The sequence below is a fragment of the Pseudomonas frederiksbergensis genome, assembly GCF_001874645.1.
Classification (GTDB): domain Bacteria; phylum Pseudomonadota; class Gammaproteobacteria; order Pseudomonadales; family Pseudomonadaceae; genus Aquipseudomonas; species Aquipseudomonas frederiksbergensis_B.
This window is the reverse complement of the sequence record NZ_CP017886.1, coordinates 4098795-4124232: the sequence shown is the minus strand read 5'-3', so window position 1 is coordinate 4124232 and position 25438 is coordinate 4098795. Positions and strand designations below refer to the sequence as shown.

The window sequence follows — 25438 nt, the reverse complement described above, 5'->3', positions numbered from 1 at the left end:
CTCATGAATGCCGCAAAACGCCTGGAAATTTTCCGCCGGCTTCACGAAGACAATCCAGAACCGAAAACCGAACTGGCCTACTCATCGCCCTTCGAATTGCTGATCGCCGTGATCCTTTCCGCGCAATCCACTGACGTGGGCGTCAACAAGGCCACCGCCAAGCTGTTTCCGGTGGCCAATACCCCGGCAGCGATTTATGCGCTGGGTGTAGAAGGATTGTCCGACTACATCAAGACCATCGGCCTGTTCAACAGCAAGGCCAGGAATGTCATCGAAACCTGCCGAATGCTGGAAGAACATCATGGTGGCGAAGTACCGCAAACCCGCGAGGAACTGGAAGCGCTGCCCGGGGTAGGTAGAAAGACCGCAAACGTGGTGCTCAACACGGCTTTTCGTCAGTTGACCATGGCCGTTGACACGCATATTTTCCGTGTCAGCAACCGCACAGGGTTAGCGCCAGGCAAGAATGTCGTCGAGGTGGAACAGAAACTGATGAAGTTTGTACCCAAAGAGTTTTTGCTCGACTCCCATCACTGGCTCATCCTCCACGGGCGCTATGTTTGCCTGGCTCGCAAGCCCCGCTGCGGCAGCTGTCGAATCGAAGACCTGTGCGAATACAAGCAAAAGACCTCTGACGATTGAGGTTCTATTGCTTTTATTGATTGACCGATTGAAAAAATCTTTTTTACCCGCCGGGAGAATGTCGATATAAGAGGCGCCAATGGCAGTCTTAGCCTGGAGTTAACCTTATGAGCACTGGCAAAGAACAACTGGACACAGAAGACGACTTCATCTCTGTTGAAGCCGATGATGCCGAGCCTGTGGTAGAGGTAGCGAAGACCAACCTGAGCAAACGTCGCACCATCGATAATCTCCTGGAGGAGCGCCGCTTGCAAAAGCAAATAGCCGACGATTACGATTTTGATCTTTAACACCTGAAAGCCTCCCGAAATGGAGGCTTTTCACCAAGCCCTCAGCCGCTGGGCAATGCCCTCTGATTCAATGAGTCCAGAGCGGCCGGGACATCAGGGCAAGCCATCCTGCGACTCAAAATCCGACCAGACTTCGCTTACCTTCAAGCGCTTTCCATGCGCAAAGCACTGCTCGCCCCGAGCGATTCAAACCAGACCATTACGCTGCGCAAGCTCGATCAGGTCTACCAGCGAGCGAGCATTGAGTTTTAATAGCAGACGCGTTTTGTAAGTACTGACGGTTTTATTGCTGAGGAACATTCCATCGGCAATTTCCTTGTTGGTCTTGCCTCGGGCCAACTGTTGTAAAACCATCATCTCCCTTCCAGACAGACGATCCACCATGTCTGCTTCACTCGCATTCCCCAAACTTGAGCGAACCGAGTGCAAGGCTTGATTCGGAAAATAGCTATACCCGGACAATACAGCCTTGATTGCACTGAGCAGCTCGGTGAGGTCCTGCTGCTTACAGACATACCCGGCTGCCCCTGCCTGCATGCAACGCATTGAAAAGTGACCGGGGGCCTGCGACGTCAAGACCAGCACTTTCAAAGGCATGGTGGTCGAGGTCAAGCGTGCAATAACTTCCAGGCCATCCAGTTTCGGAATACCAATATCCAGTATCACGATATCCGGCATCTGTTCGCGGGCAAGTTGCAGGGCATCTACACCATTGTCCGTTTCGGCAATGACTTCGTAGCCATGACGCTCCATTAGCATACGTACAGCAAGACGAATGACGGGGTGATCATCCACGATCAGCACTTTATTCATGGGCAAGTCCAATTTTCGCTGTTCGAATTTTTAGAGACCGCACAATAGCGTAGTCGTTTCGACCTTGGGATGCTGCCCACCCCAACCACCCGCACCGAGAGACAATCCCTACAAACAACAAGGATTCCCCCTACAGGTTTTCATAAAAAACAATGTCGCTTAAAGTTTACTCGAGGCTTTACCCTCCTCCGATCAACTGCTTTCTTCAGCGGACATCAAAAAAACACGCTGACAATACACACTCCATCCCGGCCAATCTGGAACATGAACCCACTGTCAAAAAACAACCAACTCTCGCCCCCCCTTACATAAATCACACCAAAAGAAAGCTATTGATCCGTTTAAAACAGTGATAAAACTGCAAAGCAGACCGATCTACAACTCCCTTACAAACAGCCATTGATTGATACCAGACAATAACTATTACTTAACATTTTCGCCCACAAGGAACCCACTATAGAACTCTACTTAACGAGCAATAAAAATGAAAAAAACTCAAAAAAAAATATCCAACCCGATGACCATAATTGCGATATTTGCGACACTCTCCGAAACCTCGGCGGCCCTATCGCTACCCTTCCTTGACAACGAGGAGCGCCAGACTTACATCTGGTTCCTGATCAGCTTCCCTTTTTACCTGCTCTTTCTATTTTTTATCACGCTAAACCTTAACTACAAATCACTGTATGCACCTTCTGACTTTCAAAAGAGCAAGCAATTTGTAAAAGTCATCGACGATGCTGCTCGACCCCAAAAAAACAGAAACACCGCCACCAACGACTCTGTTGAGGAGGACAATCAACCGATTTCAATCAAAGGCGGTAAACCCGACTATCTACTCCAGAGCGCGCCCGCGCCACCCGCCTATATAACACTCATCGCGAACCTGTCGAGCCAACACCAAGTGTCTTTACCTGCGTCGATATCGATATACGGCATGCAAATCATTGATACACGGTGGATTCGTAAAAAGAAAGATTTCGACAGTTTGATGAGCACTCTCTATTTAAGGAAACACCACCACCGTGACATGATCATCTTTCTGACGAGCGACGAGTCGGAACATCTGATTAACGAAAGAGCACTCAAAAAATCAGATGCAAAAGCCAAAGAGTCCAAAGAGTCCAAAGAGTCTTTTTACATGATTTATAACTTGAGCACGCTGGCGATGACCGTCGTCAGCCAGCACTGACACCCACCCTGTATCAGTGGCCGGGCAAATAGTCTCTGACACCGACAGAACAGAAAGGAGGTACAGACAATCCAGGAGGTCAAAGCCACCGGACTTAGTGACGCAGATTCAGGAGACAAACATCCACACACGATTTCTTCGATCACATTGTGGCCCCATTACAAACGGGGCCACAATGGCTGATCATGCCAACAGCATCAGAACAGCTTGCGGCCTTTGTTTGCGGCGATGCGCATACGCAGAGCGTTCAGCTTGATGAAGCCAGCGGCATCAGCCTGATTGTAGGCGCCGCCATCTTCTTCGAAGGTGGCAATGTTGGCGTCGAACAACGACTCATCAGACTTGCGACCGGTGACGATCACGTTGCCCTTGTACAGTTTCAGACGAACCACGCCGTTTACATGCGCCTGGGAAGCATCGATCATCTGTTGCAGCATCAGACGCTCAGGGCTCCACCAGTAACCGGTGTAGATCAGACTGGCGTATTTCGGCATCAGCTCGTCTTTGAGGTGAGCCACTTCGCGGTCCAGAGTGATCGATTCGATCGCCCGGTGAGCACGCAGCATGATGGTGCCGCCAGGTGTTTCGTAGCAACCACGGGACTTCATGCCCACGTAGCGGTTCTCGACAATATCCAGACGGCCGATACCGTGTTCGCCACCGATACGGTTCAGGGTCGCCAACACGGTAGCCGGGGTCATTTCGACGCCGTCCAGTGCAACGATATCGCCGTTGCGATAAGTCAGCTCCAGATACTGCGGCTTGTCGGGAGCGTTCTCCGGGGAGACCGTCCAGCGCCACATGTCTTCTTCGTGCTCGGTCCAGGTGTCTTCCAGCACGCCACCTTCATAAGAGATGTGCAGCAGGTTGGCATCCATCGAGTACGGAGATTTTTTCTTGCCGTGACGTTCGATCGGGATCGCGTGCTTCGCGGCATAATCCATCAGCTTCTCGCGGGACAGCAGGTCCCACTCGCGCCAAGGGGCGATTACTTTCACGCCTGGCTTGAGTGCATAAGCGCCCAGTTCGAAACGAACCTGGTCGTTGCCCTTGCCGGTCGCGCCGTGGGAAATGGCGTCAGCACCGGTTTCGTTGGCGATTTCGATCAGGCGTTTGGCGATCAACGGACGAGCGATGGAAGTACCCAGCAAGTACTCGCCTTCGTAAACGGTGTTGGCGCGGAACATCGGGAAAACGAAATCACGCACGAATTCTTCGCGCAGATCGTCGATGTAGATTTCTTTTACGCCCATGGCTTGTGCCTTGGCGCGGGCCGGCTCGACCTCTTCACCCTGACCCAGGTCAGCGGTAAAGGTCACCACTTCACAGTTATAAGTATCCTGCAGCCACTTGAGGATCACCGAAGTGTCCAGGCCGCCGGAATACGCCAGAACGACCTTGTTTACGTCCGCCATGCCATCACTCCACGGGGTTCTACGGAAAGCCAAGAAGTCTACCGCTGCGAGAGGATAAATTACAGAGGCGCGACAGCTTATGATGATGAAGCGACAGATTATGTCGAGCGAGCGACGATTTCAGCCGGTTCAGGAGGTCGTCGCGGCACCGCTTGCCGAGCTGACTTGCGGAGCCGGTTTGTCGGTAGGTGCAACGCGCTCGAGATGAACGTTGACCCGGCGATTCCTGGCCCGATTGGCGGTGTTGGTGTTAGGGGCCAACGGATAACGTTCGCCGTGAAAACGCATCGTGATCTGTGATTCTTGAACGCCATTGGCCTTGAAGAAGTCCATCACCGCCAGCGCTCTGCGCCGGGACAGATCACGATTGGTCAGGCGATTGCCGCTGTTATCGGAATGGCCGTCGAGTTCGATGTGATTGACCGTCGGGTCGGCCTTCATGAAGCTCAGCATGACCTGCAGCTTGGCTTTGGCTTGCGCGTCCAGATCGATACCACCACCAGGAAAACCAACCTCAGCCTGCTTCACCTGCTCGTAATTCATCGGCAACAACTTGGCGACACACGCCTGATAATCGGCGTAGGCCTTGCTGAAACTGACCGGCAGCAAACGAACTTCCGACACACCGCCATCGCGCGAATAATGGCGAATCAGCGGACTGCGACCGTCCATCAAACCACCGATAAGGCGTCCGGCCTGGAGTTGCGAACTGTTGAACAGCACATCACCGCTGCCGACTTTGACCGAACCCAGATTGATATCGCCGCGCCCCGGTTGCCAAGGCGCCTCGGCGGCCAGCAACGTCGCCGAACCACCGGCGATCATCGGGTTGTAGGCCTTCAGACGAAAGGTTGCCTGCTCGCCTGCTCGTCGCACGAACTCGCCCGAGCCGAAATCAGCAATCGGTTGGGTCAGGCGGCATTCGAACTTGTCGCCTTCGACCGTCCACTCGATGCTCTCCAGACGCGTCTGGAAAGTGAGCGCCATCGCAGGAAGGCTGGCAAACACGCTGAGCAAGGCTAAATAACGCTGGCGCACGGGAGGCTCCACTGGCTTCTACAACAAAAAGACCGATACATATAATTACGGCATACCTTTGTCATATCGGAAGCTTGCTGCAAAACTTGATAGCGAGTGCCTGGATGAGTCTTTTCCGGTAGCATTCCCTTGAGTTTGACCCGCCTGGAATCCCCAATGTCCGACCGCCTGACCCTGCTGCGTCCCGACGACTGGCATATTCATCTTCGCGATGGTGCTGTGTTGCCCAATACTGTCGCGGATGTCGCGCGCACCTTTGGTCGCGCCATCATCATGCCTAACCTGGTACCACCGGTGCGTAACGCCGCTGAAGCCGACGCCTATCGCCAGCGTATTCTCGCTGCGCGCCCGGCCGGCAGCCGTTTCGAACCGTTGATGGTGCTCTACCTGACCGACCGGACTACACCCGATGAAATTCGCGAGGCCAAGGCCAGCGGTTTCGTTCACGCCGCCAAGCTGTATCCGGCTGGCGCGACCACCAACTCGGATTCCGGTGTTACCAGCATCGACAAGATATTCCCTGCGATCGAGGCCATGGCCGAAGTCGGGATGCCCTTGCTGATTCACGGTGAAATCACCCGCGGCGACGTTGATGTCTTCGACCGCGAAAAAATCTTCATCGACGAGCACATGCGCCGGGTCGTGGAACGTTTCCCAACGCTCAAAGTGGTGTTCGAACACATCACCACCAGCGATGCCGTGCAGTTCGTCAACGAGGCTTCGGCCAACGTTGGCGCAACCATTACCGCTCACCACCTGCTGTATAACCGCAACCACATGCTGGTGGGCGGGATTCGTCCGCACTTCTATTGCCTGCCGATTCTCAAGCGCAATACCCATCAGGTCGCCCTGCTTGACGCCGCCACCAGCGGCAGCGAGAAGTTCTTCCTGGGCACAGACTCGGCCCCGCACGCCCAGCATGCCAAAGAAGCCGCGTGTGGCTGTGCCGGTTGCTATACCGCTTATGCAGCGATCGAGATGTACGCCGAGGCCTTTGAACAGCGTAATGCGCTGGACAAGCTCGAAGCCTTCGCCAGCCTCAACGGTCCGCGTTTCTACGGCCTGCCGGCGAACACCGATCGCATTACCCTGGTCCGCGAAGAATGGACCGCCCCAACCAGCCTGCCATTCGGCGAGCTGACTGTCATCCCGCTGCGCGCCGGTGAAAAACTGCGCTGGCGCCTGCTGGAGGAACACGCGTGAGTGAAGACCATTTCGACGACGAACAGGAAGGTTCAGGCGGAGGTGGTTCACGTCACCCGATGGCAGCCAGGTTCCGTGGATACTTGCCAGTTGTCGTCGACGTTGAAACCGGTGGTTTCAACTGTGCCACTGACGCCTTGCTGGAAATTGCCGCCACGACCATCAGCATGGACGAAAAAGGTTTTGTGTACCCTGATCACACCTACTTCTTCCGTGTAGAACCGTTCGAAGGCGCCAACATCGAAGCCGCTGCGCTGGAGTTCACCGGGATCAAGCTCGATCACCCCCTGCGCATGGCCGTCAGTGAAGAGACTGCCCTGACTGACATCTTCCGTGGTGTGCGCAAGGCTCTGAAGGCCAACGGCTGCAAACGGGCGATCCTGGTCGGCCACAACAGCAGCTTCGACCTGGGCTTCCTCAATGCCGCCGTTACGCGCCTGGACATGAAGCGCAATCCGTTTCACCCGTTCTCCAGCTTCGACACCGCGACACTGGCCGGTCTGGCTTATGGTCAAACTGTCCTGGCCAAGGCATGCCAGGCGGCCGACATCGACTTCGACGGTCGCGAGGCCCACTCGGCTCGCTACGACACCGAGAAGACTGCCGATCTGTTCTGCGGCATCGTCAATCGCTGGAAACAGATGGGCGGCTGGGAAGATTTCAACGACTGATTCAGTCGCAGGATTTATCCCACCCATAAAAAACCGGCCTCAGCAGCCGGTTTTTTATGCCTGACGCGTGGCTTACAGCTTGCCAGCGTTCTCGGTCAGGTAAGCGGCAACGCCTTCTGGCGAAGCAGTCATACCCTTGTCGCCTTTTTTCCAGTTGGCCGGGCAAACTTCGCCGTGCTCTTCGTGGAATTGCAGGGCATCGACCAGACGAATCAGCTCTTCCATGTTACGGCCCAGCGGCAGGTCGTTGACGATCTGCGAGCGAACAACACCTTTGTCGTCGATCAGGAATGCGCCACGGAACGCCACGCCGCCTTCGGACTCAACGTCGTAGGCCTTGGCGATGTCATGCTTCATGTCAGCAGCCATGATGTACTGAACCTGACCGATGCCGCCGGCATTGATCGGGGTGTTGCGCCAGGCGTTGTGGGTGAAGTGCGAGTCGATCGAAACAGCGATCACTTCAACGTTGCGTGCCTTGAAGTCAGCCATGCGGTGGTCCAGAGCGATCAGCTCGGACGGGCAGACGAAGGTGAAGTCCAGTGGGTAGAAGAACACCAGGCCGTATTTGCCTTTGATGGCCGAGGACAGGGTGAAGCTGTCAACGATTTCGCCATTGCCGAGTACGGCCGGTACGGTGAAGTCAGGGGCTTGTTTGCCTACGAGTACGCTCATTGGATATCTCCTGGTGTGGTGGCGTGAAGAACGGTATCGAACCAGTCTGTCGCGGATAAACGACAGGCTCATGAATCGAGTGCCGTTCGCAAGGACCGACCATCATACACCGCGTTTTTGAGCATTCCTTAGCGCTTTTTGCAACGACATCAAAAACCCCTGGGTAGATTTAATGACACGATCCCGGGCCGCCTTATGCCGTTCGTCTGGCAGTCGCCGCTCTGACGCAAAGCCTGCCGAAACCACTTTGACAATCATTCTCGTTAACATTAAGATCCGTCGCAATTGAGCCATAACCCACGACGGTTCTCACTTTATGTATGTCTGCCTCTGCACTGGTGTCACCGACGGAAAAATCCGCGATGCGATCTATGAAGGTTGCTGCAGCTACCGCGAGGTACGCCAAGCCACCGGCGTTGCCAGCCAATGCGGTAAATGCGCCTGCCTTGCCAAGCAAGTGGTACGCGAAACCCTGTCCGAATTGCAATTGGGCCAGGCGGCGATCCCCTACCCTGTAGAATTTTCGGCAGCGTAAATAGAACATTCCAAAGAACCGGACTTAGCGTCCGGTTTTTTTATACCCGTAATTCAATCGCTTAGCGCAAGGATGCGGAACACAAACATTCTTATTCCGATTAATTTTCATATACTATTCAATAACTTAGGTTTGACACTAACAACTGCTCAGCTCAAACTCCGCTGGATATAGGGCAATTAAAGGGCAGGACCCCATCATGAAAGGCGACATCACAGTCATCCAGCACCTCAACAAGATTCTTGCCAATGAGCTGGTCGCAATCAATCAGTATTTCCTGCATGCGCGCATGTATGAAGATTGGGGCCTGAACAAGCTCGGCAAGCACGAGTACCACGAGTCCATCGACGAGATGAAACACGCGGACAAGCTGATCAAGCGCATCCTGTTCCTCGAAGGCCTGCCAAACGTCCAGGACCTGGGCAAGCTGCACATCGGCGAGCACACCAAGGAAATGCTTGAGTGTGACCTGCGCATCGAGCGCACCGGCCATGCCGACCTCAAAGTGGCTATCGCTCATTGCGAAACAGTCGGTGACTTCGGCAGCCGTGAACTGCTCGAAGATATTCTCGAATCCGAAGAAGAACATATCGACTGGCTGGAAACTCAACTGAGCCTGATCGATAAAGTGGGTCTTGAGAACTATCTGCAATCGCAGATGGGCGACGAATAACTTCTACGGCGCTAATCTGGACTCAATAAAAAGCCCCGCTCTCTTACGAGAAGCGGGGCTTTTTGTTACCTGAAGATCAGAAGATCGTCCGATCGCGGCCCGAACCTGCGGCAGCTCCTACAGGAGTCGGATACATCCACGACTTTATTGTGAATGTCAGTCCGTAGGAATGGGTAATGCCTGCAAGCTTATCCTGATCAGGCTTCGGTCTTGCCAGCAGCGGCTTTTGCCGCAGCTTCTTTGATCAGGGCCTGCAACGAACCGTCAGCGGCCATTTCAGTCATGATGTCGCTACCACCGACCAGCTCACCAGCGACCCACAGTTGCGGGAAGGTTGGCCAGTTGGCGTATTTTGGCAGGTTGGCACGGATTTCCGGGTTCTGCAGGATGTCCACGTAAGCGAACTTCTCACCACAGCCCATGACGGCCTGAGCGGCTTTCGCGGAGAAGCCACACTGCGGGGCATTCGGCGAGCCTTTCATGTAAAGCAGAATAGTGTTGTTAGCAATCTGCTCTTTAATAGTTTCAATGATATCCATGGAGCACCTCGGCTGAACTTTCCGACTCAGTTGTCGGCACGGTGACGCATTGTAACGGAAAGCCAAGCGCCATGCTCGGTCTCCCCGACAGGCATTCTTACGCCGCCGCGACAGTCACCGGCACACCATTGAGCGCGGCATTTCCGGACAACTCATCGAGCTGGCGCTCATCAGTCAGGTCATTGGCGCTGGAGCCCGGCTGCCCCATGGCAATGGTCATCTGCACTCCCGGCCGGGCATGGCCCCAACCGTGCGGCAGGCTGACCACGCCTTTCATCATCTCGACGCTGCTCAGCACTTCGACTTCGATCACCCCGACCCGCGAGCTGACCCGCACCCGTTGCCCATCGCTGAGCCCACGACTGGAGAGATCGTCCGGGTGCATCAGCAACTGATGACGCGGCTTGCCTTTCACCAGTCGGTGGTAGTTGTGCATCCACGAGTTATTGCTGCGCACATGGCGACGGCCGATCATCAACAGCTCATCGGCAGGCGGTGCTTGCAACGCGGCAAATCGTGCCAGGTCGGCCAGGATCGCCGGTGGCGCCGCCTGCACGCGCTGGTTGGCGGTTTTCAGACGCGGTGCCAGATTTGCCTGAAGAGCCCCCAGGTCGACCCCGTGAGGATGATCGAACAAGCTCGCCACCGACAGCTTGTGCGGCGACGCATCTCCATAGCGTCCGGTTCGCAAACCAAGGTCGATCATCTTCGCCGGGGCCATCGTCGGTTTCAGCTCTTTGCCAGTCTTTGCCGCAAAGGCCTGCGCCAGGCCGACGAAAATTTCCCAATCGTGCAGCGCACCCTCGGGCTTGGGCAGGATTGCCCGATTGAAACGGCTGACATTGCGCACTGCGAACATATTGAACGTGGTGTCGTAGTGATCGTTTTCCAGCGCCGAAGTCGACGGCAGAATCAGGTCGGCGTAACGCGTGGTCTCGTTGATGTACAGGTCGATGCTGAGCATGAATTCCAGCCCGTCCAGCGCCTGCTCCAACTGTCGGCCATTGGGTGTCGACAACACCGGATTACCGGCCACGGTGATCAACGCCCGCACCTGCCCTTCGCCTTCGGTGAGCATCTCTTCGGCCAGCGCCGACACCGGCAACTCACCGGCGTATTCCGGACGGCCAGACACTCGGCTTTGCCAGAGATTGAAATGCCCGCCCGAGGTCGACGCCACCAGATCGACCGCCGGCTCGGTGCACAGCGCACCGCCGACCCGATCAAGATTGCCGGTAACCAGATTGATCAGTTGCACCAACCAATGACACAACGTGCCGAACGCCTGGGTAGAAACGCCCATACGGCCATAACACACGGCGGTCTTCGCCGCCGCGAAGTCCCGCGCCAGCTGACGAATCTGCTCGGCGGGCACAGCGCACAGCGGGCTCATGGCCTCGGCACTGAAGGATGCGACGGCCTGACGAACCTCCTCCAGCCCGTCGACCGGCAAATGACTGTCACGGGTCAAGCCTTCAGCGAACACCGTATTGAGCAACCCGAACAACAGAGCCGCGTCACCACCCGGACGGACAAATACATGTTGATCGGCAATCGCTGCCGTTTCGCTGCGACGCGGATCGACCACCACCACCTTGCCGCCTCGGACCTGAATCGCCTTCAAACGCTTTTCGACATCCGGCACGGTCATGATGCTGCCGTTGGAGGCCAGCGGATTGCCGCCCAGGATCAGCATGAAATCGGTGTGATCGATGTCCGGAATCGGCAACAGCAAACCATGGCCATACATCAAATGACTGGTGAGGTGATGGGGTAACTGGTCGACCGAAGTCGCAGAGAAACGATTGCGGGTTTTCAGCAAGCCGAGAAAGTAATTGCTGTGGGTCATCAACCCATAGTTGTGCACGCTGGGATTACCCTGATAAACCGCAACGGCGTTTTGGCCATGGCGCTGCTGAATCGCCGACAGGCGTTCAGCCACCAGAGCGAAAGCCTCGTCCCAGGCAATCGCTTGCCACTCGCTGCCGACCCGCAGCATCGGCTGTCGGAGGCGGTCGGGGTCGTTCTGGATATCTTGCAGCGCCACCGCTTTTGGGCAGATATGACCGCGACTGAAGCTGTCCTGCGGATCACCCTTGATCGAGGTGATTTGCACGCCAGCGTCGTCGGTTGCGGTGGTTTCGATGGTCAAGCCGCAAATGGCTTCACACAGGTGACAGGCACGGTGATGAAGAGTCTTGGTCATGGCCATTCTCAGTTTTATTCGAGGCAACCGGCATCAGGTTGCGGGAACAAAACTATGGGCCGTGACTGAGCGCTGCGCCAGCGATGTTCGTCTTGTGAATCGAGGGCCATCAGGCCCGCCGATATCAGCCCTGCGGAAGCCTGGGCGGCGCTTGCAGCTGGATTTCCTGGATGGTTTCGATCTGCTCCTGGGCAATGTGCACCCCCGTGAGCTCGCCGATCAGGCGCCAGTGCTCGTCGATTCCGGCGCTGATGGTGGCCATGCGGTCGATCATCCGTCGACCCGCTGCCTTGGTCACTTCGTCCTCGCTGCGCATCAACTCAAAGGACATAGAGGTCATGGAGGCGGTCAGGTGGGTCAGGGAGCGCGCCGTAAGGCCCAGCAACTCCACCAATAGCTGTTCTTTCGATTCCATTCCAAAGGCTTCCTGTCTTGCTCGTCACTTAGTTATAACCCAGCACTTTGCATTAGCAAATGTTTCAAGCGAAGGCTGGCGGGATCCTGCGGGCAAACACCCTGGCCGACAGGTCAGAAACCGACCGAGACTGTGCGTTGCCCGCCCCGCTTGATTGCCAAGGCGCGCGAGGGCAGTGTACAAAGAGGTCGCTGCTGTCAGGAAACAGGCTTCAAAAGCGCTACTGCGGTTATCCCGTAGCCCCTCTGAAATCCCCTAAAAACCGTAGCCTATTGGTAAGACGCGACATTTAATGTCAATATCGCGCCTCCCCCTATTTCGTCGCCCCGTGCGGCTTTCGCCGCAGGTCTCGCCCGTTTTTCAGTTAAACAAGGCTTTGAGTATCTGCGGTCTGTTGCAAAAAGGTAGTCAATGATGAGCGCAAGGCACTTTCTCTCCCTGATGGATTGCACGCCCGAAGAGCTGGTCAGCGTGATCCGTCGAGGCATTGAGCTCAAAAACCTGCGTAACCGCGGCGTACTGTTCGAGCCGTTGAAAAATCGTGTACTCGGGATGATCTTCGAGAAATCCTCGACGCGCACCCGGCTGTCGTTTGAAGCCGGCATGATCCAGCTTGGCGGCCAGGCGATTTTCCTGTCGCCCCGTGACACCCAACTGGGTCGTGGCGAACCGATCGGCGACTGCGCCATCGTCATGTCACGCATGCTCGATGCGGTGATGATCCGTACCTTTGCCCACAGCACCCTGACCGAATTCGCCGCCAACTCTCGCGTGCCAGTGATCAACGGCCTGTCCGATGACCTGCACCCGTGTCAGTTGCTGGCCGACATGCAGACCTTCCTCGAACATCGCGGCTCGATCCAGGGCAAGACCGTGGCCTGGATCGGCGACGGTAACAACATGTGCAATAGCTATATAGAAGCCGCCATCCAGTTCGACTTCCAGTTGCGTATCGCCTGCCCTGAGGGCTATGAGCCAAACCCTGAGTTCGTGGCCAAGGCCGGCGATCGCGTAACCATCGTCCGCGATCCTCGGGATGCGGTGCTCGGCGCTCATCTGGTCAGCACCGACGTCTGGACGTCCATGGGTCAGGAAGAAGAAACCGCCAAGCGCCTCAAATTGTTCGCGCCGTTTCAAGTCAATCGTGCCTTGCTCGATCTGGCCGCCGAGGATGTGTTGTTCATGCACTGCCTGCCCGCCCACCGCGGCGAAGAAATCAGCCTCGATCTGCTCGACGACCCCCGTTCGGTTGCCTGGGATCAGGCCGAGAACCGTCTTCATGCGCAAAAGGCCCTGCTCGAGTTTCTCGTTGAGCCTGCGTACCACCACGCATGAGTCATTCATTACTGCTGAACCTGCGTAATCTGGCCTGCGGGTATCAAGACCAGCGGGTCGTCCAGAACCTCAACCTGCACCTCAATGCCGGTGACATCGGTTGTCTGCTCGGCTCCTCCGGCTGCGGCAAGACCACCACCCTGCGTGCGATTGCAGGCTTTGAACCGGTTCACGAAGGGGAAATCCAGCTGGCCGGTGAAACCATCTCCAGCGCCGGTTTCACCCTCGCGCCGGAGAAACGCCGAATCGGCATGGTGTTCCAGGACTACGCGCTGTTCCCGCACCTGAGCGTGGCCGAGAACATCGCCTTTGGCATTCGCAAGCATCCACAGAAAGACCGGGTCACGGAAGAGATGCTTGAGCTGGTCAACCTGAAGCCCCTCGGCAAGCGCTTTCCCCACGAACTTTCCGGCGGCCAGCAACAGCGTGTTGCACTGGCCCGAGCGTTGGCACCGGAGCCGCAACTGCTGTTGCTCGACGAACCGTTCTCCAACCTCGATGGCGAATTACGCCGCAAGCTCAGTCATGAGGTCCGGGACATCCTCAAGGCCCGTGGCACCAGTGCGATTCTGGTGACTCACGACCAGGAAGAAGCCTTTGCCGTCAGTGATCAGGTCGGCGTGTTCAAGGAAGGTCGACTGGAGCAGTGGGACACGCCTTACAACCTGTACCACGAACCGCAAACACCGTTTGTGGCGAGCTTTATCGGTCAGGGTTATTTCATTCGCGGTCAGCTGCAGACCCCGGAATCGGTGCAGACCGAACTCGGTGTGCTACGCGGTAATCGCGCCTATACCTGGCCTACAGGTGGCGCAGTGGATGTATTGCTGCGCCCGGACGATATCGTTTACGCGCCCGACAGCCCACTGAAGGCACGGATTGTTGGCAAGATCTTTCTGGGTGCATCGACGTTGTATCGCCTGCAGTTGCCGACCGGCAGCCAACTGGAATCGATCTTCCCGAGCCATGCCGATCATCTGGTCGGCGCCGATGTCGGCATTCGCGTGGCCGCCGAACACCTGGTGCTGTTCCAGGCCTCCGGCAGCACGGCGGCGCATATTCCGGCGGTAGAGTCCGGGGTTCGTCGGTACAGCACCGCCAGTTGAACTACCGCTAAAAGATCGCAGCCTGCGGCAGCTCCTACAGAGACGGTGTACATCCGTAGGAGCTGCCGCAGGCTGCGATCTTTTAAGGTTCACGCAGCTTAACGTCAACCCAACATCAACGTTCCGCTGGCCACCAGCGTCGCATGACCCCCGATCTTCACCCGATCCCCTTCCAGACGGCAGAACAACGCCCCTCCCCGCGCCGAGCACTGATACGCCGTCAGACTTGATTTGCCCAATCGCTGCGACCAATAAGGGATCAGCAGGCAATGCGTCGAGCCGGTGACCGGGTCTTCATTGATACCGATGGCTGGCGCGAAGTAGCGCGAGACGAAATCATGCCGCGTACCGCGCGCCGTAATGATTGCGCCAAGCCAGGGCAGTTTCGCCAGCGCGGCCATGTCCGGCTGGCAATCGAGCACCGCCTGCTCCGACTCCAGCACCACGAACAACTCGTTGGAGCCCAGCACCTCAACCGCCCGCACGCCCAGCGCCCGCTCCACATCGAGGGTCACGTCCACTTCACGCGGTGTGATCGCCGGAAAATCCAGCCATAGCCGCTCGCCTTCCCGACTCACACTCAAAGGACCGGACTTGCTGATGAAGTCCAGGCGCTCGACCGGCTCTTTATAGACCTCGAACAACACATAGGCGCTGGCCAGTGTTGCATGGCCACACAACGGCACCTCGGTGGTCGGTGTGAACCAGCGGATATGCCAACCTTGCGCCTCACGTACCACAAACGCGGTTTCGGCGAGATTGTGTTCGGCGGCGATTTTTTGCATCAGCTCATCGGCGAGCCACGCATCGAGCCGATAGACCATTGCCGGATTGCCACTGAACGGTTGGTCGCTGAATGCATCGACCTGATGAAACGCTAGCTGCATGAGTGCTCTCCTTCTTGTTAGGCGAAGACGAGCATGCATCAGCCGTTACCTGGCAACCAGAGACAGACCCCACCGATTTTCACCATACAGCGCGGCGATCAGGCCCGACCGATATCGGCGAATTTGGCTTGGGTATGCTCGGCCAGCACCGTCGCCGCCAATTCGACCTCAAGACCACGTCGGCCCGCACTGACGTAAATGCTCGCGAAAGGTTGAGCCGTGTTATCGATAAAGGTGCGCAAACGCTTCTTCTGCCCTAACGGACTGATGCCTCCCAGCAAGTAACCAGTCGCCCGTTGCGCGGCTGCGGGATCAGCCATTTCGACTTTCTTCACCCCGGCGGCATGCGCCAGCGCTTTCAAATCCAGGCTTCCGACGACTGGCACGACCGCCACCAGCAACTCCCCCTTCTCACTCGCCGCCAGCAGCGTCTTGAACACTTGCGCCGGATCCAGGCCGAGCTTTTCCGCTGCCTCCAGACCGTAGGAGGCCGCCTTCGGATCATGTTCATAACTGTGCACGCGATGTTCGGCACGAACTTTTTTCAACAGATCCAATGCGGGGGTCATGGCAGCTCCAAGCCTGGCGATAGAAGAAAAATACTGCGCTGGATTCTAGGTCATCACAACGCAAAAGGCTCTATTACCGGGCCCTACTCACCTAAGGACAGGCAAACACAGGAGAAAATCCAGCGACCTCGCGAGGTCACTCAGATGATCATCCATCTGACTAATAGTTTAAATATGACCACTGGTTCACTTTCGACCTTTGACAGCAGTGTTTCTTGTCTATATTTTTTCGAATCTGAATAATGCGCAAACGTTTCTGCGCAGCACCCGGCAGCAGGCCGAGACCAGGATGGGGATCCTGCCTCGGTGAAAATCGCGCTCTGACCATTTCGAAAAGAGCGCCCAACAACAACAAAAAACGAGGTTTTCAATGACAACTGCATCACAACAACCATCGCTCTCGAGCCAATGCATGGCCGAATTCCTGGGTACTGCCTTATTGATCTTTTTTGGTACTGGCTGTGTTGCCGCGCTCAAAGTCGCTGGCGCCAGCTTTGGGCTATGGGAAATCAGCATTATCTGGGGGATCGGCGTCAGCATGGCGATCTATCTGACCGCGGGTGTTTCCGGCGCTCACCTGAATCCGGCCGTCAGTATCGCGCTGTGCATTTTCGCCGATTTCGAGAAGCGTAAACTGCCGTTCTATATCTTCTCCCAGGTCGCTGGCGCCTTCTGCGCAGCGTTGTTGGTTTACACGCTTTACAGCAACCTGTTCTTCGATTTCGAACAAACTCACCAGATGGTTCGCGGCACACAAGCCAGCCTTGAACTGGCCTCGGTGTTCTCCACGTTCCCGAACCCTGCCCTGTCGACGGGCCAGGCGTTTCTGGTGGAAGTGATCATCACCGCCATCCTGATGGGCGTGATCATGTCCCTGACCGACGACAACAATGGCCTGCCTAAAGGCCCACTGGCGCCGCTGTTGATCGGCCTGCTGATCGCCGTGATTGGTAGCTCGATGGGCCCGCTGACTGGTTTTGCGATGAACCCCGCACGAGACTTCGGTCCTAAACTGATGACTTTCTTCGCTGGCTGGGGTGAAATTTCCTTCACTGGCGGCCGTGATATTCCGTACTTCCTGATTCCGGTTTTTGCACCGATCGTCGGTGCCTGCCTCGGCGCGGCAGCTTACCGCGGGCTGATTGCCCGTCACCTGCCAAGCCCCGTAATTGCTACAAAGGATGCAGAACAGGCCATTGACGGCAAAGCACGAATTTCCTGAACGCGGTAGCGCGTGATCCTGCCCACCATTGATCACGCGCCCCAACCCACTCCTTTTTTTCGTCCAAGGCAATCGACATGACCGACACTCAGAATAAGAACTACATCATTGCCCTCGATCAGGGTACGACCAGCTCCCGGGCGATCATTTTCGACCGTGACGCCAACGTGGTCTGCACCGCACAACGTGAATTCGCCCAGCATTATCCACAGGCCGGCTGGGTCGAACACGACCCGATGGAAATCTTCGCCACCCAAAGCGCCGTAATGGTCGAGGCGCTGGCACAAGCCGGCCTGCATCACGATCAGGTGGCGGCCATCGGCATCACCAACCAGCGTGAAACCACCGTGGTCTGGGACAAGACCACCGGACGGCCGATCTACAACGCGATCGTCTGGCAGTGCCGCCGCAGCACCGAAATATGCCAGCAACTCAAGCGCGATGGCTTTGAGCAATACATCAGCGAAACTACCGGCCTGGTCACCGACCCGTACTTTTCGGGCACCAAGCTGAAGTGGATCCTCGACAACGTCGAAGGTAGCCGCGAACGCGCACGCAAAGGCGAACTGCTGTTCGGCACCATCGACAGCTGGCTGATCTGGAAATTTACTGGCGGCAAGACCCACGTCACCGACTACACCAACGCCTCGCGCACCATGCTCTTCAACATCCACACCCTGGAGTGGGACGCGAAGATGCTCGAGGTGCTGGACATCCCGCGCGAGATGCTCCCGGAGGTCAAGTCGTCCTCAGAAATCTATGGCCACACCAAGAGCGGCATCGCCATCGGCGGTATTGCCGGCGACCAGCAGGCTGCACTGTTCGGCCAGATGTGCGTGGAACCGGGCCAGGCGAAAAACACTTACGGCACCGGCTGCTTCCTGCTGATGAACACCGGCGACAAAGCGGTGAAATCCAGACACGGCATGCTCACCACCATCGCCTGTGGCCCACGCGGCGAAGTCGCTTATGCGCTGGAAGGCGCGGTGTTCAATGGCGGCTCCACCGTTCAGTGGTTGCGCGACGAACTGAAGATCATCAACGACGCTCACGACACCGAATACTTCGCCAACAAGGTCAAGGACAGCAACGGCGTGTACCTGGTGCCCGCCTTCACCGGCCTCGGCGCGCCGTACTGGGACCCGTATGCCCGTGGCGCACTGTTCGGCCTGACGCGCGGTGTACGCGTGGATCACATCATTCGCGCAGCACTGGAGTCGATTGCCTACCAGACCCGCGACGTACTCGACGCCATGCAACTGGACTCCGGCGAACGCCTCAAGGCCCTTCGCGTCGACGGCGGCGCAGTCGCGAACAACTTCCTGATGCAATTTCAGGCCGACATCCTCGGCACCAAGGTCGAACGCCCGCAAATGCGTGAAACCACCGCACTGGGCGCCGCCTACCTGGCCGGCCTGGCCTGCGGTTTCTGGGGCAGCCTGGAAGAGCTGCGCGGCAAGGCGGTGATCGAGCGCGAGTTCGACCCGCAACTGGACGAAGCCGCGAAGGAAAAACTCTACGCCGGTTGGAAAAAGGCCGTCAGCCGTACCCGCGACTGGGAACCGCACGAGGGCGCTGAATAAGCCAAGTACCGGATTCGTATCCGGTTGTAACTGGCAGGGAGCTGATTCGTACGGCATCATGGGCAAATTTTGCACGGCAGCCCAAAGGAAGCCCCATGAATCTGCCTCCCCGTCAGCAGCAAATCCTCGAACTGGTCCGCGAACGCGGCTACGTCAGCATCGAGGAAATGGCTCAGCTGTTCGTCGTTACACCGCAGACCATCCGCCGCGATATCAATCAATTGGCGGAAGTGAATTTGTTGCGCCGCTATCATGGCGGCGCAGCTTACGACTCCAGTGTCGAAAACACTGCCTACGCCATGCGTGCCGATCAAATGCGCGATGAGAAACAACGCATCGCCGAAGCCATCGCCGCACAGATCCCCGATCACGCCTCGCTGTTCATCAATATCGGCACCACCACCGAATCCATCGCCCGAGCGCTGCTCAATCACAGCCAGCTCAAGGTGATCACCAACAATCTGCACGTCGCCTCGATCCTCAGCGCCAAGGATGACTTCGAAGTCCTGCTGGCCGGTGGCAACGTACGCCGTGATGGCGGTGTAGTCGGTCAGGCCTGCGTCGACTTCATCAACCAGTTCAAGGTCGACTTTGCGCTGGTTGGTATCAGCGGTATCGATGAAGACGGCAGCCTGCTCGACTTTGACTACCAGGAAGTGCGGGTCTCCCAGGCGATCATCGCCAACGCCCGGCAAGTCTTGCTGGCAGCTGACTCCAGCAAGTTCGGCCGCAACGCCATGGTTCGCCTGGGACCGATCAGCCTGATCGACTGCCTGGTGACCGACCACGCGCCAGTGCCGGCATTGGCGCAACTGCTGAGCCAGCACAAGATTCGGCTGGAAGTGGTTTAACCCTCCACCCTCAAAAGATCGCAGCCTGCGGCAGCTCCTACAGTAGGTCATGTACCCGTAGGAGCTGCCGCAGGCTGCGATCTTTTCATTTCTGCCGTTCGAAAATGTTCGCTTCGCCCCCCCCTTCGATCAGTTTTTTCAATCGAAGCCGGCTGGTCGCGCCTGTATTTATGCGCTACCATTTTCGCAAATGAACATTAATGTTCGAATTCAAATATTAAAAGAACCCCGAGGCCAGCCGATGCCCACTTCAACCTTGCCCATGCCCCCTCTTGCCGAGGTCTACGATATCGCCGTCATTGGCGGTGGGATTAACGGCGTGGGGATTGCAGCAGATGCCGCCGGCCGCGGTCTTTCGGTGTTCCTTTGCGAAAAGGACGATCTGGCCAGTCACACCTCATCCGCCAGCAGCAAGCTGATCCACGGCGGCCTGCGCTACCTCGAACATTACGAATTCCGCTTGGTGCGTGAAGCCCTGGCCGAGCGTGAGGTGCTGCTGGCCAAGGCCCCGCACATCGTCAAGCAGATGCGCTTCGTGTTGCCGCACCGCCCGCACCTGCGCCCGGCGTGGATGATCCGCGCAGGCCTGTTCCTCTATGACAACCTTGGCAAACGGGAGAAACTCGCCGGCTCCAAAAGCCTGAAGTTCGGTGCCGACAGTGCGCTGAAAAGCGAAATCACCAAAGGCTTCGAGTACTCCGATTGCTGGGTCGACGACGCCCGCCTGGTGGTGCTCAATGCTATGGCCGCCCGCGAAAAAGGCGCCCACGTTCACACCCAGACCCGCTGCGTCAGTGCCCGTCGCAGCAAAGGCCTGTGGGAGCTGAACCTGGAACGCGCCGATGGCAGCCTGTTCTCGATCCGCGCCAAGGCGCTGGTGAATGCCGCCGGCCCATGGGTCGCCAAGTTCATTCGTGATGACCTGAAGATGGAATCGCCTTACGGTATCCGCCTGATCCAGGGCAGCCACCTGATCGTGCCGAAGCTGTACGAAGGCGAACACGCACATATCTTGCAGAACGAAGATCAGCGCATCGTGTTCACCATTCCGTACCTCAATCAATTCACTCTGATTGGCACCACGGACCGCGAGTACACCGGCGATCCAGCGAAAGTCGCGATCACCGAAGGCGAGACCGATTACCTGCTGAAAGTGGTCAACGCGCACTTCAAGAAACAAGTCAGCCGCAGCGACATCCTGCACACCTATTCCGGCGTTCGCCCGTTGTGCAACGACGAATCCGACAATCCTTCGGCCGTGACCCGTGATTACACCTTGGCGTTGTCTGGCAGCGCTGAAGAAGCCCCGCTGCTGTCGGTGTTCGGTGGCAAGCTGACCACCTACCGCAAACTGGCCGAGTCGGCCATGGCTCAGTTGGCGCCGTACTTCAAGGACATGAAGCCGAGCTGGACCGCGTACGCGACCCTGCCGGGCGGTGAAGGCATGACCACGCCGCAGGCGTTGAGTGCATTGATTCGCGACAAGTTCGACTGGGTGCCGACGGAAATTGCCCGACGCTGGGCCACCAGCTACGGCAACCGCACCTGGCGCATGCTCGAGGGTGTGCGGAGCCTGAACGACATGGGCGAACACCTGGGTGGCGGTCTCTACACCCGCGAAGTTGATTACCTGTGCAACGAAGAATGGGCAACCACCGCCCACGACATTCTCTGGCGTCGCAGCAAACTGGGCTTGTTCACCACCCAGGCGGAACAAGAGAACGTGCGGCTGTACCTGAACAAGGTCGAGCAGAACCGCAGCAAGATTGAAGCGGCCTGATCGGTAATCCGGCTCAACAAAAGCCCCTGAGTCGTGAGACTCAGGGGCTTTTGTTTAGAAGATCAAAAGATCGCAGTCTGCGGCAGCGCCTACAGGGGGTCGCATTCCAATGCAGGAGCTGCCGCAGGCTGCGATCTTTTGCATTCGGTTTTCCGAACACGACCCATCGGTCGATTCGGTAAACCGGATAATCTGCCCTGAAAGTCAACGCCATAAATATCTAATCTCTTTTAAAATCAGTAGCTTGATCAAGCAAGCCCGGCCTGGCACGACTCATGCTCTACACTTTGGGACGAATGTCCGATGTGCCAACACTTCAGGAGCCGTCAAGGCATTCCGCAGTACAAAAGGGCCGACGAACTGGCTCCATATAAAAACAATGTCGAGGAAAATTTGATGCGTATCGTTCCCCATATCCTGGGCGTAGCCATTGCTGCCGCACTGATCAGCACGCCAGTTTTCGCCGCCGAACTCACCGGCACCCTGAAGAAGATCAAAGAGTCCGGCACCATTACTCTGGGGCATCGCGACGCTTCTATTCCGTTTTCCTACATTGCAGATGCTTCCGGTGTACCGGTCGGCTACTCCCACGATATTCAGCTGAAAATCGTCGAAGCCATCAAAAAAGACCTGGACATGCCGAACCTGAAGGTCAAGTACAACCTGGTCACCTCGCAAACCCGTATTCCACTGGTGCAAAACGGCACCGTGGACGTCGAGTGCGGCTCCACCACCAACAACACCGAGCGTCAGCAACAAGTTGACTTCTCCGTTGGCATCTTCGAAATCGGCACCAAGCTGCTGTCGAAAAAAGACTCGACCTACAAAGACTTCGCTGACCTCAAAGGCAAGAACGTCGTGACCACCGCCGGCACCACGTCCGAGCGCATTCTGAAGTCTATGAACGCCGACAAGCAGATGGGCATGAACGTCATTTCCGCCAAAGACCACGGCGAATCCTTCCAGATGCTGGAATCGGGTCGTGCTGTCGCTTTCATGATGGACGACGCCTTGCTGGCCGGTGAAATGGCCAAGGCCAAGAAGCCGACTGACTGGGCCGTGACCGGTACTCCACAGTCCTACGAAATCTATGGCTGCATGGTCCGCAAGGGCGACGAGCCGTTCAAGAAGGCTGTCGACGACGCCATCGTTGCGACTTACAAGTCCGGCGAGATCAACAAGATCTACGAAAAGTGGTTCATGCAGCCAATCCCGCCAAAAGGCCTGAACCTGATGTTCCCGATGAGCGACGAGCTCAAGGCCCTGATCGCCAACCCGACCGACAAAGCGGCTGAAGAAAAGAAATCCTGATTTCTGACTAAGTCTTACCTCCTGACAGGGCCTGCGCCCTTTCAGGAGGCTGTCACTACCTGCTGGCATTTTCTGGAAACACTCGAACCGGTGGTTGTCGAGCCGATCGTGTGTGCCCGACTTTCAGTCGGGGCGGGAACGGAGTTTCCCCAGGCGGGCACTTGTACATCGATCGATCTGAGGGGAGACCCTAATGAATTACAACTGGGATTGGGGCGTGTTCTTCAAGTCCACCGGTGTGGGCAGCGAGACCTATCTCGACTGGTTCATTACCGGCCTGGGCTGGACCATTGCCATCGCCGTCGTGGCCTGGATCGTTGCGTTGCTGCTGGGCTCCGTGCTCGGCGTCATGCGCACCGTGCCGAATCGCCTGGTATCGGGTATCGCCACCTGCTACGTGGAACTCTTCCGTAACGTACCGCTGCTGGTTCAGCTGTTCATCTGGTACTTCCTGGTACCCGACCTGCTGCCCGAGAACCTGCAACAGTGGTACAAACAGGACCTTAACCCGACCACCTCGGCCTACCTGAGCGTTGTCGTGTGCCTGGGCCTGTTCACCGCCGCCCGAGTGTGCGAACAAGTGCGCACCGGCATCCAGGCACTGCCGCGTGGCCAGGAATCTGCCGCCCGCGCCATGGGCTTCAAGCTGCCGCAAATCTACTGGAACGTGCTGCTACCCCAGGCGTATCGGATCATCATTCCGCCGCTGACCTCGGAATTTCTCAACGTCTTCAAGAACTCGTCCGTCGCCTCGTTGATCGGCCTGATGGAACTGCTCGCGCAGACCAAACAGACCGCCGAGTTCTCCGCCAACCTGTTCGAAGCCTTCACCCTGGCGACCCTGATCTACTTCACCCTGAACATGAGCCTGATGTTGCTGATGCGCTTGGTCGAGAAGAAAGTCGCGGTGCCCGGCCTGATTTCTGTGGGAGGTAAATAATGGACCTCGATTTCAGTGGGATCGTCCAGGCCGTCCCCGGCATGTGGAACGGCATGGTCATGACCCTGCAACTGATGGTGCTCGGCATCATTGGCGGGCTCATCCTGGGCACTATCCTGGCGTTGATGCGTCTGTCTCACAGCAAGCTGCTGTCGAGCATTGCCGGCGCCTACGTGAATTACTTCCGCTCGATCCCGCTGCTGCTGGTGATCACCTGGTTCTACCTGGCAGTACCGTTCGTGCTGCGCTGGATCACTGGCGAAGACACACCGATCGGTGCCTTCACCTCGTGCATCGTGGCCTTCATGATGTTCGAAGCGGCGTACTTCTGCGAAATCGTCCGGGCCGGTGTGCAGTCGATTCCCAAAGGTCAGATGGGCGCAGCCCAGGCGTTGGGCATGAGCTACGGCCAGATGATGCGCCTGATCATCCTGCCGCAAGCGTTTCGCAAGATGACGCCGCTGCTGCTGCAACAAAGCATCATCCTGTTTCAGGACACCTCGCTGGTCTACACGGTCGGTCTGGTGGACTTCCTCAATGCTACGCGGGCCAGTGGCGACATCATCGGCCGCGCCAATGAGTTCCTGATCATCGCAGGTCTCGTGTACTTCACCATCAGCTTTGCCGCCTCGCGGCTGGTCAAGCGTCTGCAAAAAAGGTTCGCCGTATGATCTCTATCAAGAACATCAACAAGTGGTATGGGGACTTCCAGGTGCTGACTGATTGCAGCACCGAGGTCAAAAAAGGTGAAGTGGTTGTGGTGTGCGGACCGTCCGGCTCCGGCAAGTCGACCCTGATCAAATGCGTCAACGCCCTGGAACCGTTCCAGAAAGGTGACATCGTGGTTGACGGTACGTCCATCGCCGACCCGAAAACCAACCTGCCGAAACTGCGTTCGCGCGTCGGCATGGTGTTCCAGCATTTCGAACTGTTCCCGCACCTGACCATCACCGAAAACCTGACCATCGCGCAGATCAAGGTGTTGGGCCGCAGCAAGGAAGAAGCCACCAAGAAAGGCCTGCAACTGCTTGAGCGTGTCGGCCTCTCGGCCCACGCCCACAAGCACCCGGGCCAGCTCTCCGGTGGTCAGCAACAGCGCGTGGCAATTGCCCGTGCGCTGGCGATGGACCCGATCGTCATGCTGTTCGACGAACCGACCTCGGCGCTGGACCCGGAAATGGTCAATGAAGTACTCGACGTGATGGTGCAACTGGCCCACGAAGGCATGACCATGATGTGCGTGACCCACGAAATGGGCTTTGCCCGTAAAGTGGCAAACCGGGTGATCTTCATGGACCAGGGCAAGATCATCGAAGACTGCAACAAAGAAGAGTTCTTCGGCGACATCAACGCTCGCTCCGACCGTGCGCAGCATTTCCTCGAGAAGATTCTGCAGCACTAAAAGCTTCACGGCCGCCCCTGTAGGAGCTGCCGGAGGCCGCGATCTTTTGATACTGGCGCCAGTTCAGGCAACGATTTGCCTGCTGAACAGATCAAAAGATCGCGGCCTCCGGCAGCTCCTACACGGGATCCTCAGGGCTTGTAGT

At 57.0% G+C, this 25438-nt stretch carries 26 protein-coding genes; 17 read left to right on the top strand and 9 right to left on the bottom strand.

What is annotated here, in order from left to right; genetic code table 11:
- The first annotated feature begins 3 nt into the window (after window positions 1–3).
- Together nth and BLL42_RS19770 are read left to right on the top strand one after the other, a co-directional pair.
- On the top strand, window positions 4–642 hold the full coding sequence (gene nth, locus BLL42_RS19775; protein ID WP_071553584.1) for an endonuclease III: 639 nt from the start codon (window positions 4–6) through the stop codon (window positions 640–642).
- 107 nt (window positions 643–749) lie between these two features.
- Window positions 750–932, top strand: coding sequence for a PA3496 family putative envelope integrity protein (locus tag BLL42_RS19770; protein ID WP_071553583.1), 183 nt, complete (start codon window positions 750–752; stop codon window positions 930–932).
- 186 nt (window positions 933–1118) lie between these two features.
- On the opposite strand, the gene BLL42_RS19765 is transcribed toward BLL42_RS19770, so the two are convergent.
- Window positions 1119–1745, bottom strand: coding sequence for a response regulator transcription factor (locus tag BLL42_RS19765; protein ID WP_054593803.1), 627 nt, complete (start codon window positions 1743–1745; stop codon window positions 1119–1121).
- A 484-nt stretch (window positions 1746–2229) separates the two neighbouring features.
- Between BLL42_RS19765 and BLL42_RS19760 the strand changes: the two genes are divergently transcribed.
- Window positions 2230–2937, top strand: coding sequence for a hypothetical protein (locus BLL42_RS19760; RefSeq protein WP_071553582.1), 708 nt, complete (start codon window positions 2230–2232; stop codon window positions 2935–2937).
- A gap of 197 nt (window positions 2938–3134) precedes the next feature.
- On the opposite strand, the gene BLL42_RS19755 is transcribed toward BLL42_RS19760, so the two are convergent.
- Entirely contained in the window at window positions 3135–4352 is a 1218-nt protein-coding gene (locus BLL42_RS19755) for an argininosuccinate synthase (protein WP_019693354.1), read from the bottom strand.
- A 129-nt stretch (window positions 4353–4481) separates the two neighbouring features.
- A complete protein-coding gene (locus tag BLL42_RS19750) occupies window positions 4482–5390 on the bottom strand; it encodes a flagellar protein MotY (protein WP_071553581.1) in 909 nt (302 codons plus the stop codon).
- 156 nt (window positions 5391–5546) lie between these two features.
- Here BLL42_RS19750 and pyrC point away from each other — a divergent pair, with 156 nt between their 5' ends.
- Window positions 5547–6593 carry a dihydroorotase gene (pyrC, locus tag BLL42_RS19745; protein ID WP_054593806.1) on the top strand — a complete coding sequence of 349 codons (1047 nt, stop codon included), beginning with the start codon at window positions 5547–5549 and terminating at the stop codon, window positions 6591–6593.
- Complete coding sequence (rnt, locus tag BLL42_RS19740) at window positions 6590–7264, top strand: ribonuclease T (protein ID WP_071553580.1); 675 nt, start codon at window positions 6590–6592, stop codon at window positions 7262–7264. Before pyrC ends, rnt begins: the two co-directional genes overlap by 4 nt.
- 72 nt (window positions 7265–7336) lie before the next feature.
- Here rnt and BLL42_RS19735 read toward each other — a convergent pair whose 3' ends face one another.
- Window positions 7337–7939, bottom strand: a complete 603-nt coding sequence (locus BLL42_RS19735; protein ID WP_019693358.1) for a peroxiredoxin — start codon at window positions 7937–7939, stop codon at window positions 7337–7339.
- Window positions 7940–8255: 316 nt separating this feature from the next.
- On the opposite strand from BLL42_RS19735, the gene BLL42_RS19730 reads away from it, so the two are divergent.
- Both BLL42_RS19730 and bfr read left to right on the top strand, forming a co-directional pair.
- Window positions 8256–8474: a bacterioferritin-associated ferredoxin gene (locus tag BLL42_RS19730; protein WP_071553579.1), complete on the top strand. Its 219-nt coding sequence runs from the start codon at window positions 8256–8258 to the stop codon at window positions 8472–8474.
- A 199-nt stretch (window positions 8475–8673) separates the two neighbouring features.
- A complete protein-coding gene (gene bfr, locus BLL42_RS19725) occupies window positions 8674–9147 on the top strand; it encodes a bacterioferritin (RefSeq protein ID WP_071553578.1) in 474 nt (157 codons plus the stop codon).
- 197 nt (window positions 9148–9344) lie between these two features.
- Here the strand turns inward: bfr and grxD are convergent, their stop codons facing one another.
- From grxD to plzR, 3 genes are all read right to left on the bottom strand, one after another.
- A complete protein-coding gene (gene grxD / locus BLL42_RS19720; RefSeq protein ID WP_071553577.1) occupies window positions 9345–9686 on the bottom strand; it encodes a Grx4 family monothiol glutaredoxin in 342 nt (113 codons plus the stop codon).
- 97 nt (window positions 9687–9783) lie between these two features.
- Window positions 9784–11892, bottom strand: coding sequence for a molybdopterin oxidoreductase family protein (locus BLL42_RS19715; protein ID WP_071553576.1), 2109 nt, complete (start codon window positions 11890–11892; stop codon window positions 9784–9786).
- A 124-nt stretch (window positions 11893–12016) separates the two neighbouring features.
- The gene (gene plzR, locus BLL42_RS19710) at window positions 12017–12307 is read right to left on the bottom strand and encodes a PlzR type 4 pili assembly inhibitor (RefSeq protein WP_071553575.1); all 291 of its coding nucleotides are present in this window, start codon (window positions 12305–12307) and stop codon (window positions 12017–12019) included.
- Between the two features lie 414 nt (window positions 12308–12721).
- Here plzR and argF point away from each other — a divergent pair, with 414 nt between their 5' ends.
- A complete protein-coding gene (gene argF, locus BLL42_RS19705; RefSeq protein WP_071553574.1) occupies window positions 12722–13642 on the top strand; it encodes an ornithine carbamoyltransferase in 921 nt (306 codons plus the stop codon).
- Complete coding sequence (locus BLL42_RS19700) at window positions 13639–14748, top strand: ABC transporter ATP-binding protein (RefSeq protein ID WP_071553573.1); 1110 nt, start codon at window positions 13639–13641, stop codon at window positions 14746–14748. Before argF ends, BLL42_RS19700 begins: the two co-directional genes overlap by 4 nt.
- A 104-nt stretch (window positions 14749–14852) precedes the next feature.
- Here the strand turns inward: BLL42_RS19700 and BLL42_RS19695 are convergent, their stop codons facing one another.
- Together BLL42_RS19695 and ybaK are read right to left on the bottom strand one after the other, a co-directional pair.
- Window positions 14853–15635 carry a PhzF family phenazine biosynthesis protein gene (locus BLL42_RS19695; protein WP_071553572.1) on the bottom strand — a complete coding sequence of 261 codons (783 nt, stop codon included), beginning with the start codon at window positions 15633–15635 and terminating at the stop codon, window positions 14853–14855.
- A 98-nt stretch (window positions 15636–15733) separates the two neighbouring features.
- The gene (gene ybaK, locus BLL42_RS19690; RefSeq protein WP_071553571.1) at window positions 15734–16204 is read right to left on the bottom strand and encodes a Cys-tRNA(Pro) deacylase; all 471 of its coding nucleotides are present in this window, start codon (window positions 16202–16204) and stop codon (window positions 15734–15736) included.
- Window positions 16205–16574: 370 nt separating this feature from the next.
- Here ybaK and BLL42_RS19685 point away from each other — a divergent pair, with 370 nt between their 5' ends.
- The 8 genes from BLL42_RS19685 (at window position 16575) to BLL42_RS19650 (ending at window position 25293) form a co-directional block, all read left to right on the top strand.
- The gene (locus BLL42_RS19685; RefSeq protein WP_071553570.1) at window positions 16575–17426 is read left to right on the top strand and encodes an MIP/aquaporin family protein; all 852 of its coding nucleotides are present in this window, start codon (window positions 16575–16577) and stop codon (window positions 17424–17426) included.
- A 77-nt stretch (window positions 17427–17503) separates the two neighbouring features.
- Window positions 17504–19009, top strand: coding sequence for a glycerol kinase GlpK (gene glpK, locus BLL42_RS19680; RefSeq protein WP_071553569.1), 1506 nt, complete (start codon window positions 17504–17506; stop codon window positions 19007–19009).
- 95 nt (window positions 19010–19104) lie between these two features.
- A complete protein-coding gene (locus BLL42_RS19675) occupies window positions 19105–19860 on the top strand; it encodes a DeoR/GlpR family transcriptional regulator (protein WP_071553568.1) in 756 nt (251 codons plus the stop codon).
- 241 nt (window positions 19861–20101) lie between these two features.
- Window positions 20102–21640, top strand: a complete 1539-nt coding sequence (glpD, locus tag BLL42_RS19670; RefSeq protein ID WP_071553567.1) for a glycerol-3-phosphate dehydrogenase — start codon at window positions 20102–20104, stop codon at window positions 21638–21640.
- Window positions 21641–22036: 396 nt separating this feature from the next.
- Window positions 22037–22951 carry a glutamate/aspartate ABC transporter substrate-binding protein gene (locus BLL42_RS19665; protein ID WP_071555801.1) on the top strand — a complete coding sequence of 305 codons (915 nt, stop codon included), beginning with the start codon at window positions 22037–22039 and terminating at the stop codon, window positions 22949–22951.
- A gap of 193 nt (window positions 22952–23144) precedes the next feature.
- Window positions 23145–23891: an amino acid ABC transporter permease gene (locus BLL42_RS19660; protein WP_071553566.1), complete on the top strand. Its 747-nt coding sequence runs from the start codon at window positions 23145–23147 to the stop codon at window positions 23889–23891.
- A complete protein-coding gene (locus tag BLL42_RS19655) occupies window positions 23891–24562 on the top strand; it encodes an amino acid ABC transporter permease (protein WP_071553565.1) in 672 nt (223 codons plus the stop codon). The genes BLL42_RS19660 and BLL42_RS19655 overlap by 1 nt, the downstream gene beginning before the upstream one ends.
- Complete coding sequence (locus BLL42_RS19650; RefSeq protein ID WP_071553564.1) at window positions 24559–25293, top strand: amino acid ABC transporter ATP-binding protein; 735 nt, start codon at window positions 24559–24561, stop codon at window positions 25291–25293. The genes BLL42_RS19655 and BLL42_RS19650 overlap by 4 nt, the downstream gene beginning before the upstream one ends.
- Window positions 25294–25438: the final 145 nt, after the last annotated feature.

Bases quoted from the DNA above. Each gene is read 5' to 3' on its own strand.
- BLL42_RS19660 (WP_071553566.1), top strand. From the start codon at position 23,145: ATGAATTACAACTGGGATTGGGGCGTGTTCTTCAAGTCCACCGGTGTG.
- BLL42_RS19700 (WP_071553573.1), top strand. From the start codon at position 13,639: ATGAGTCATTCATTACTGCTGAACCTGCGTAATCTGGCCTGCGGGTAT.
- BLL42_RS19755 (WP_019693354.1), bottom strand. From the start codon at position 4,352: ATGGCGGACGTAAACAAGGTCGTTCTGGCGTATTCCGGCGGCCTGGAC.
- BLL42_RS19760 (WP_071553582.1), top strand. From the start codon at position 2,230: ATGAAAAAAACTCAAAAAAAAATATCCAACCCGATGACCATAATTGCG.
- BLL42_RS19675 (WP_071553568.1), top strand. From the start codon at position 19,105: ATGAATCTGCCTCCCCGTCAGCAGCAAATCCTCGAACTGGTCCGCGAA.
- pyrC (WP_054593806.1), top strand. From the start codon at position 5,547: ATGTCCGACCGCCTGACCCTGCTGCGTCCCGACGACTGGCATATTCAT.
- BLL42_RS19735 (WP_019693358.1), bottom strand. From the start codon at position 7,939: ATGAGCGTACTCGTAGGCAAACAAGCCCCTGACTTCACCGTACCGGCC.
- BLL42_RS19770 (WP_071553583.1), top strand. From the start codon at position 750: ATGAGCACTGGCAAAGAACAACTGGACACAGAAGACGACTTCATCTCT.
- BLL42_RS19650 (WP_071553564.1), top strand. From the start codon at position 24,559: ATGATCTCTATCAAGAACATCAACAAGTGGTATGGGGACTTCCAGGTG.
- BLL42_RS19695 (WP_071553572.1), bottom strand. From the start codon at position 15,635: ATGCAGCTAGCGTTTCATCAGGTCGATGCATTCAGCGACCAACCGTTC.
- nth (WP_071553584.1), top strand. From the start codon at position 4: ATGAATGCCGCAAAACGCCTGGAAATTTTCCGCCGGCTTCACGAAGAC.
- grxD (WP_071553577.1), bottom strand. From the start codon at position 9,686: ATGGATATCATTGAAACTATTAAAGAGCAGATTGCTAACAACACTATT.
- BLL42_RS19685 (WP_071553570.1), top strand. From the start codon at position 16,575: ATGACAACTGCATCACAACAACCATCGCTCTCGAGCCAATGCATGGCC.
- BLL42_RS19715 (WP_071553576.1), bottom strand. From the start codon at position 11,892: ATGACCAAGACTCTTCATCACCGTGCCTGTCACCTGTGTGAAGCCATT.
- argF (WP_071553574.1), top strand. From the start codon at position 12,722: ATGAGCGCAAGGCACTTTCTCTCCCTGATGGATTGCACGCCCGAAGAG.
- ybaK (WP_071553571.1), bottom strand. From the start codon at position 16,204: ATGACCCCCGCATTGGATCTGTTGAAAAAAGTTCGTGCCGAACATCGC.
- BLL42_RS19655 (WP_071553565.1), top strand. From the start codon at position 23,891: ATGGACCTCGATTTCAGTGGGATCGTCCAGGCCGTCCCCGGCATGTGG.
- glpD (WP_071553567.1), top strand. From the start codon at position 20,102: ATGCCCACTTCAACCTTGCCCATGCCCCCTCTTGCCGAGGTCTACGAT.
- bfr (WP_071553578.1), top strand. From the start codon at position 8,674: ATGAAAGGCGACATCACAGTCATCCAGCACCTCAACAAGATTCTTGCC.
- BLL42_RS19730 (WP_071553579.1), top strand. From the start codon at position 8,256: ATGTATGTCTGCCTCTGCACTGGTGTCACCGACGGAAAAATCCGCGAT.
- BLL42_RS19665 (WP_071555801.1), top strand. From the start codon at position 22,037: ATGCGTATCGTTCCCCATATCCTGGGCGTAGCCATTGCTGCCGCACTG.
- glpK (WP_071553569.1), top strand. From the start codon at position 17,504: ATGACCGACACTCAGAATAAGAACTACATCATTGCCCTCGATCAGGGT.
- BLL42_RS19765 (WP_054593803.1), bottom strand. From the start codon at position 1,745: ATGAATAAAGTGCTGATCGTGGATGATCACCCCGTCATTCGTCTTGCT.
- plzR (WP_071553575.1), bottom strand. From the start codon at position 12,307: ATGGAATCGAAAGAACAGCTATTGGTGGAGTTGCTGGGCCTTACGGCG.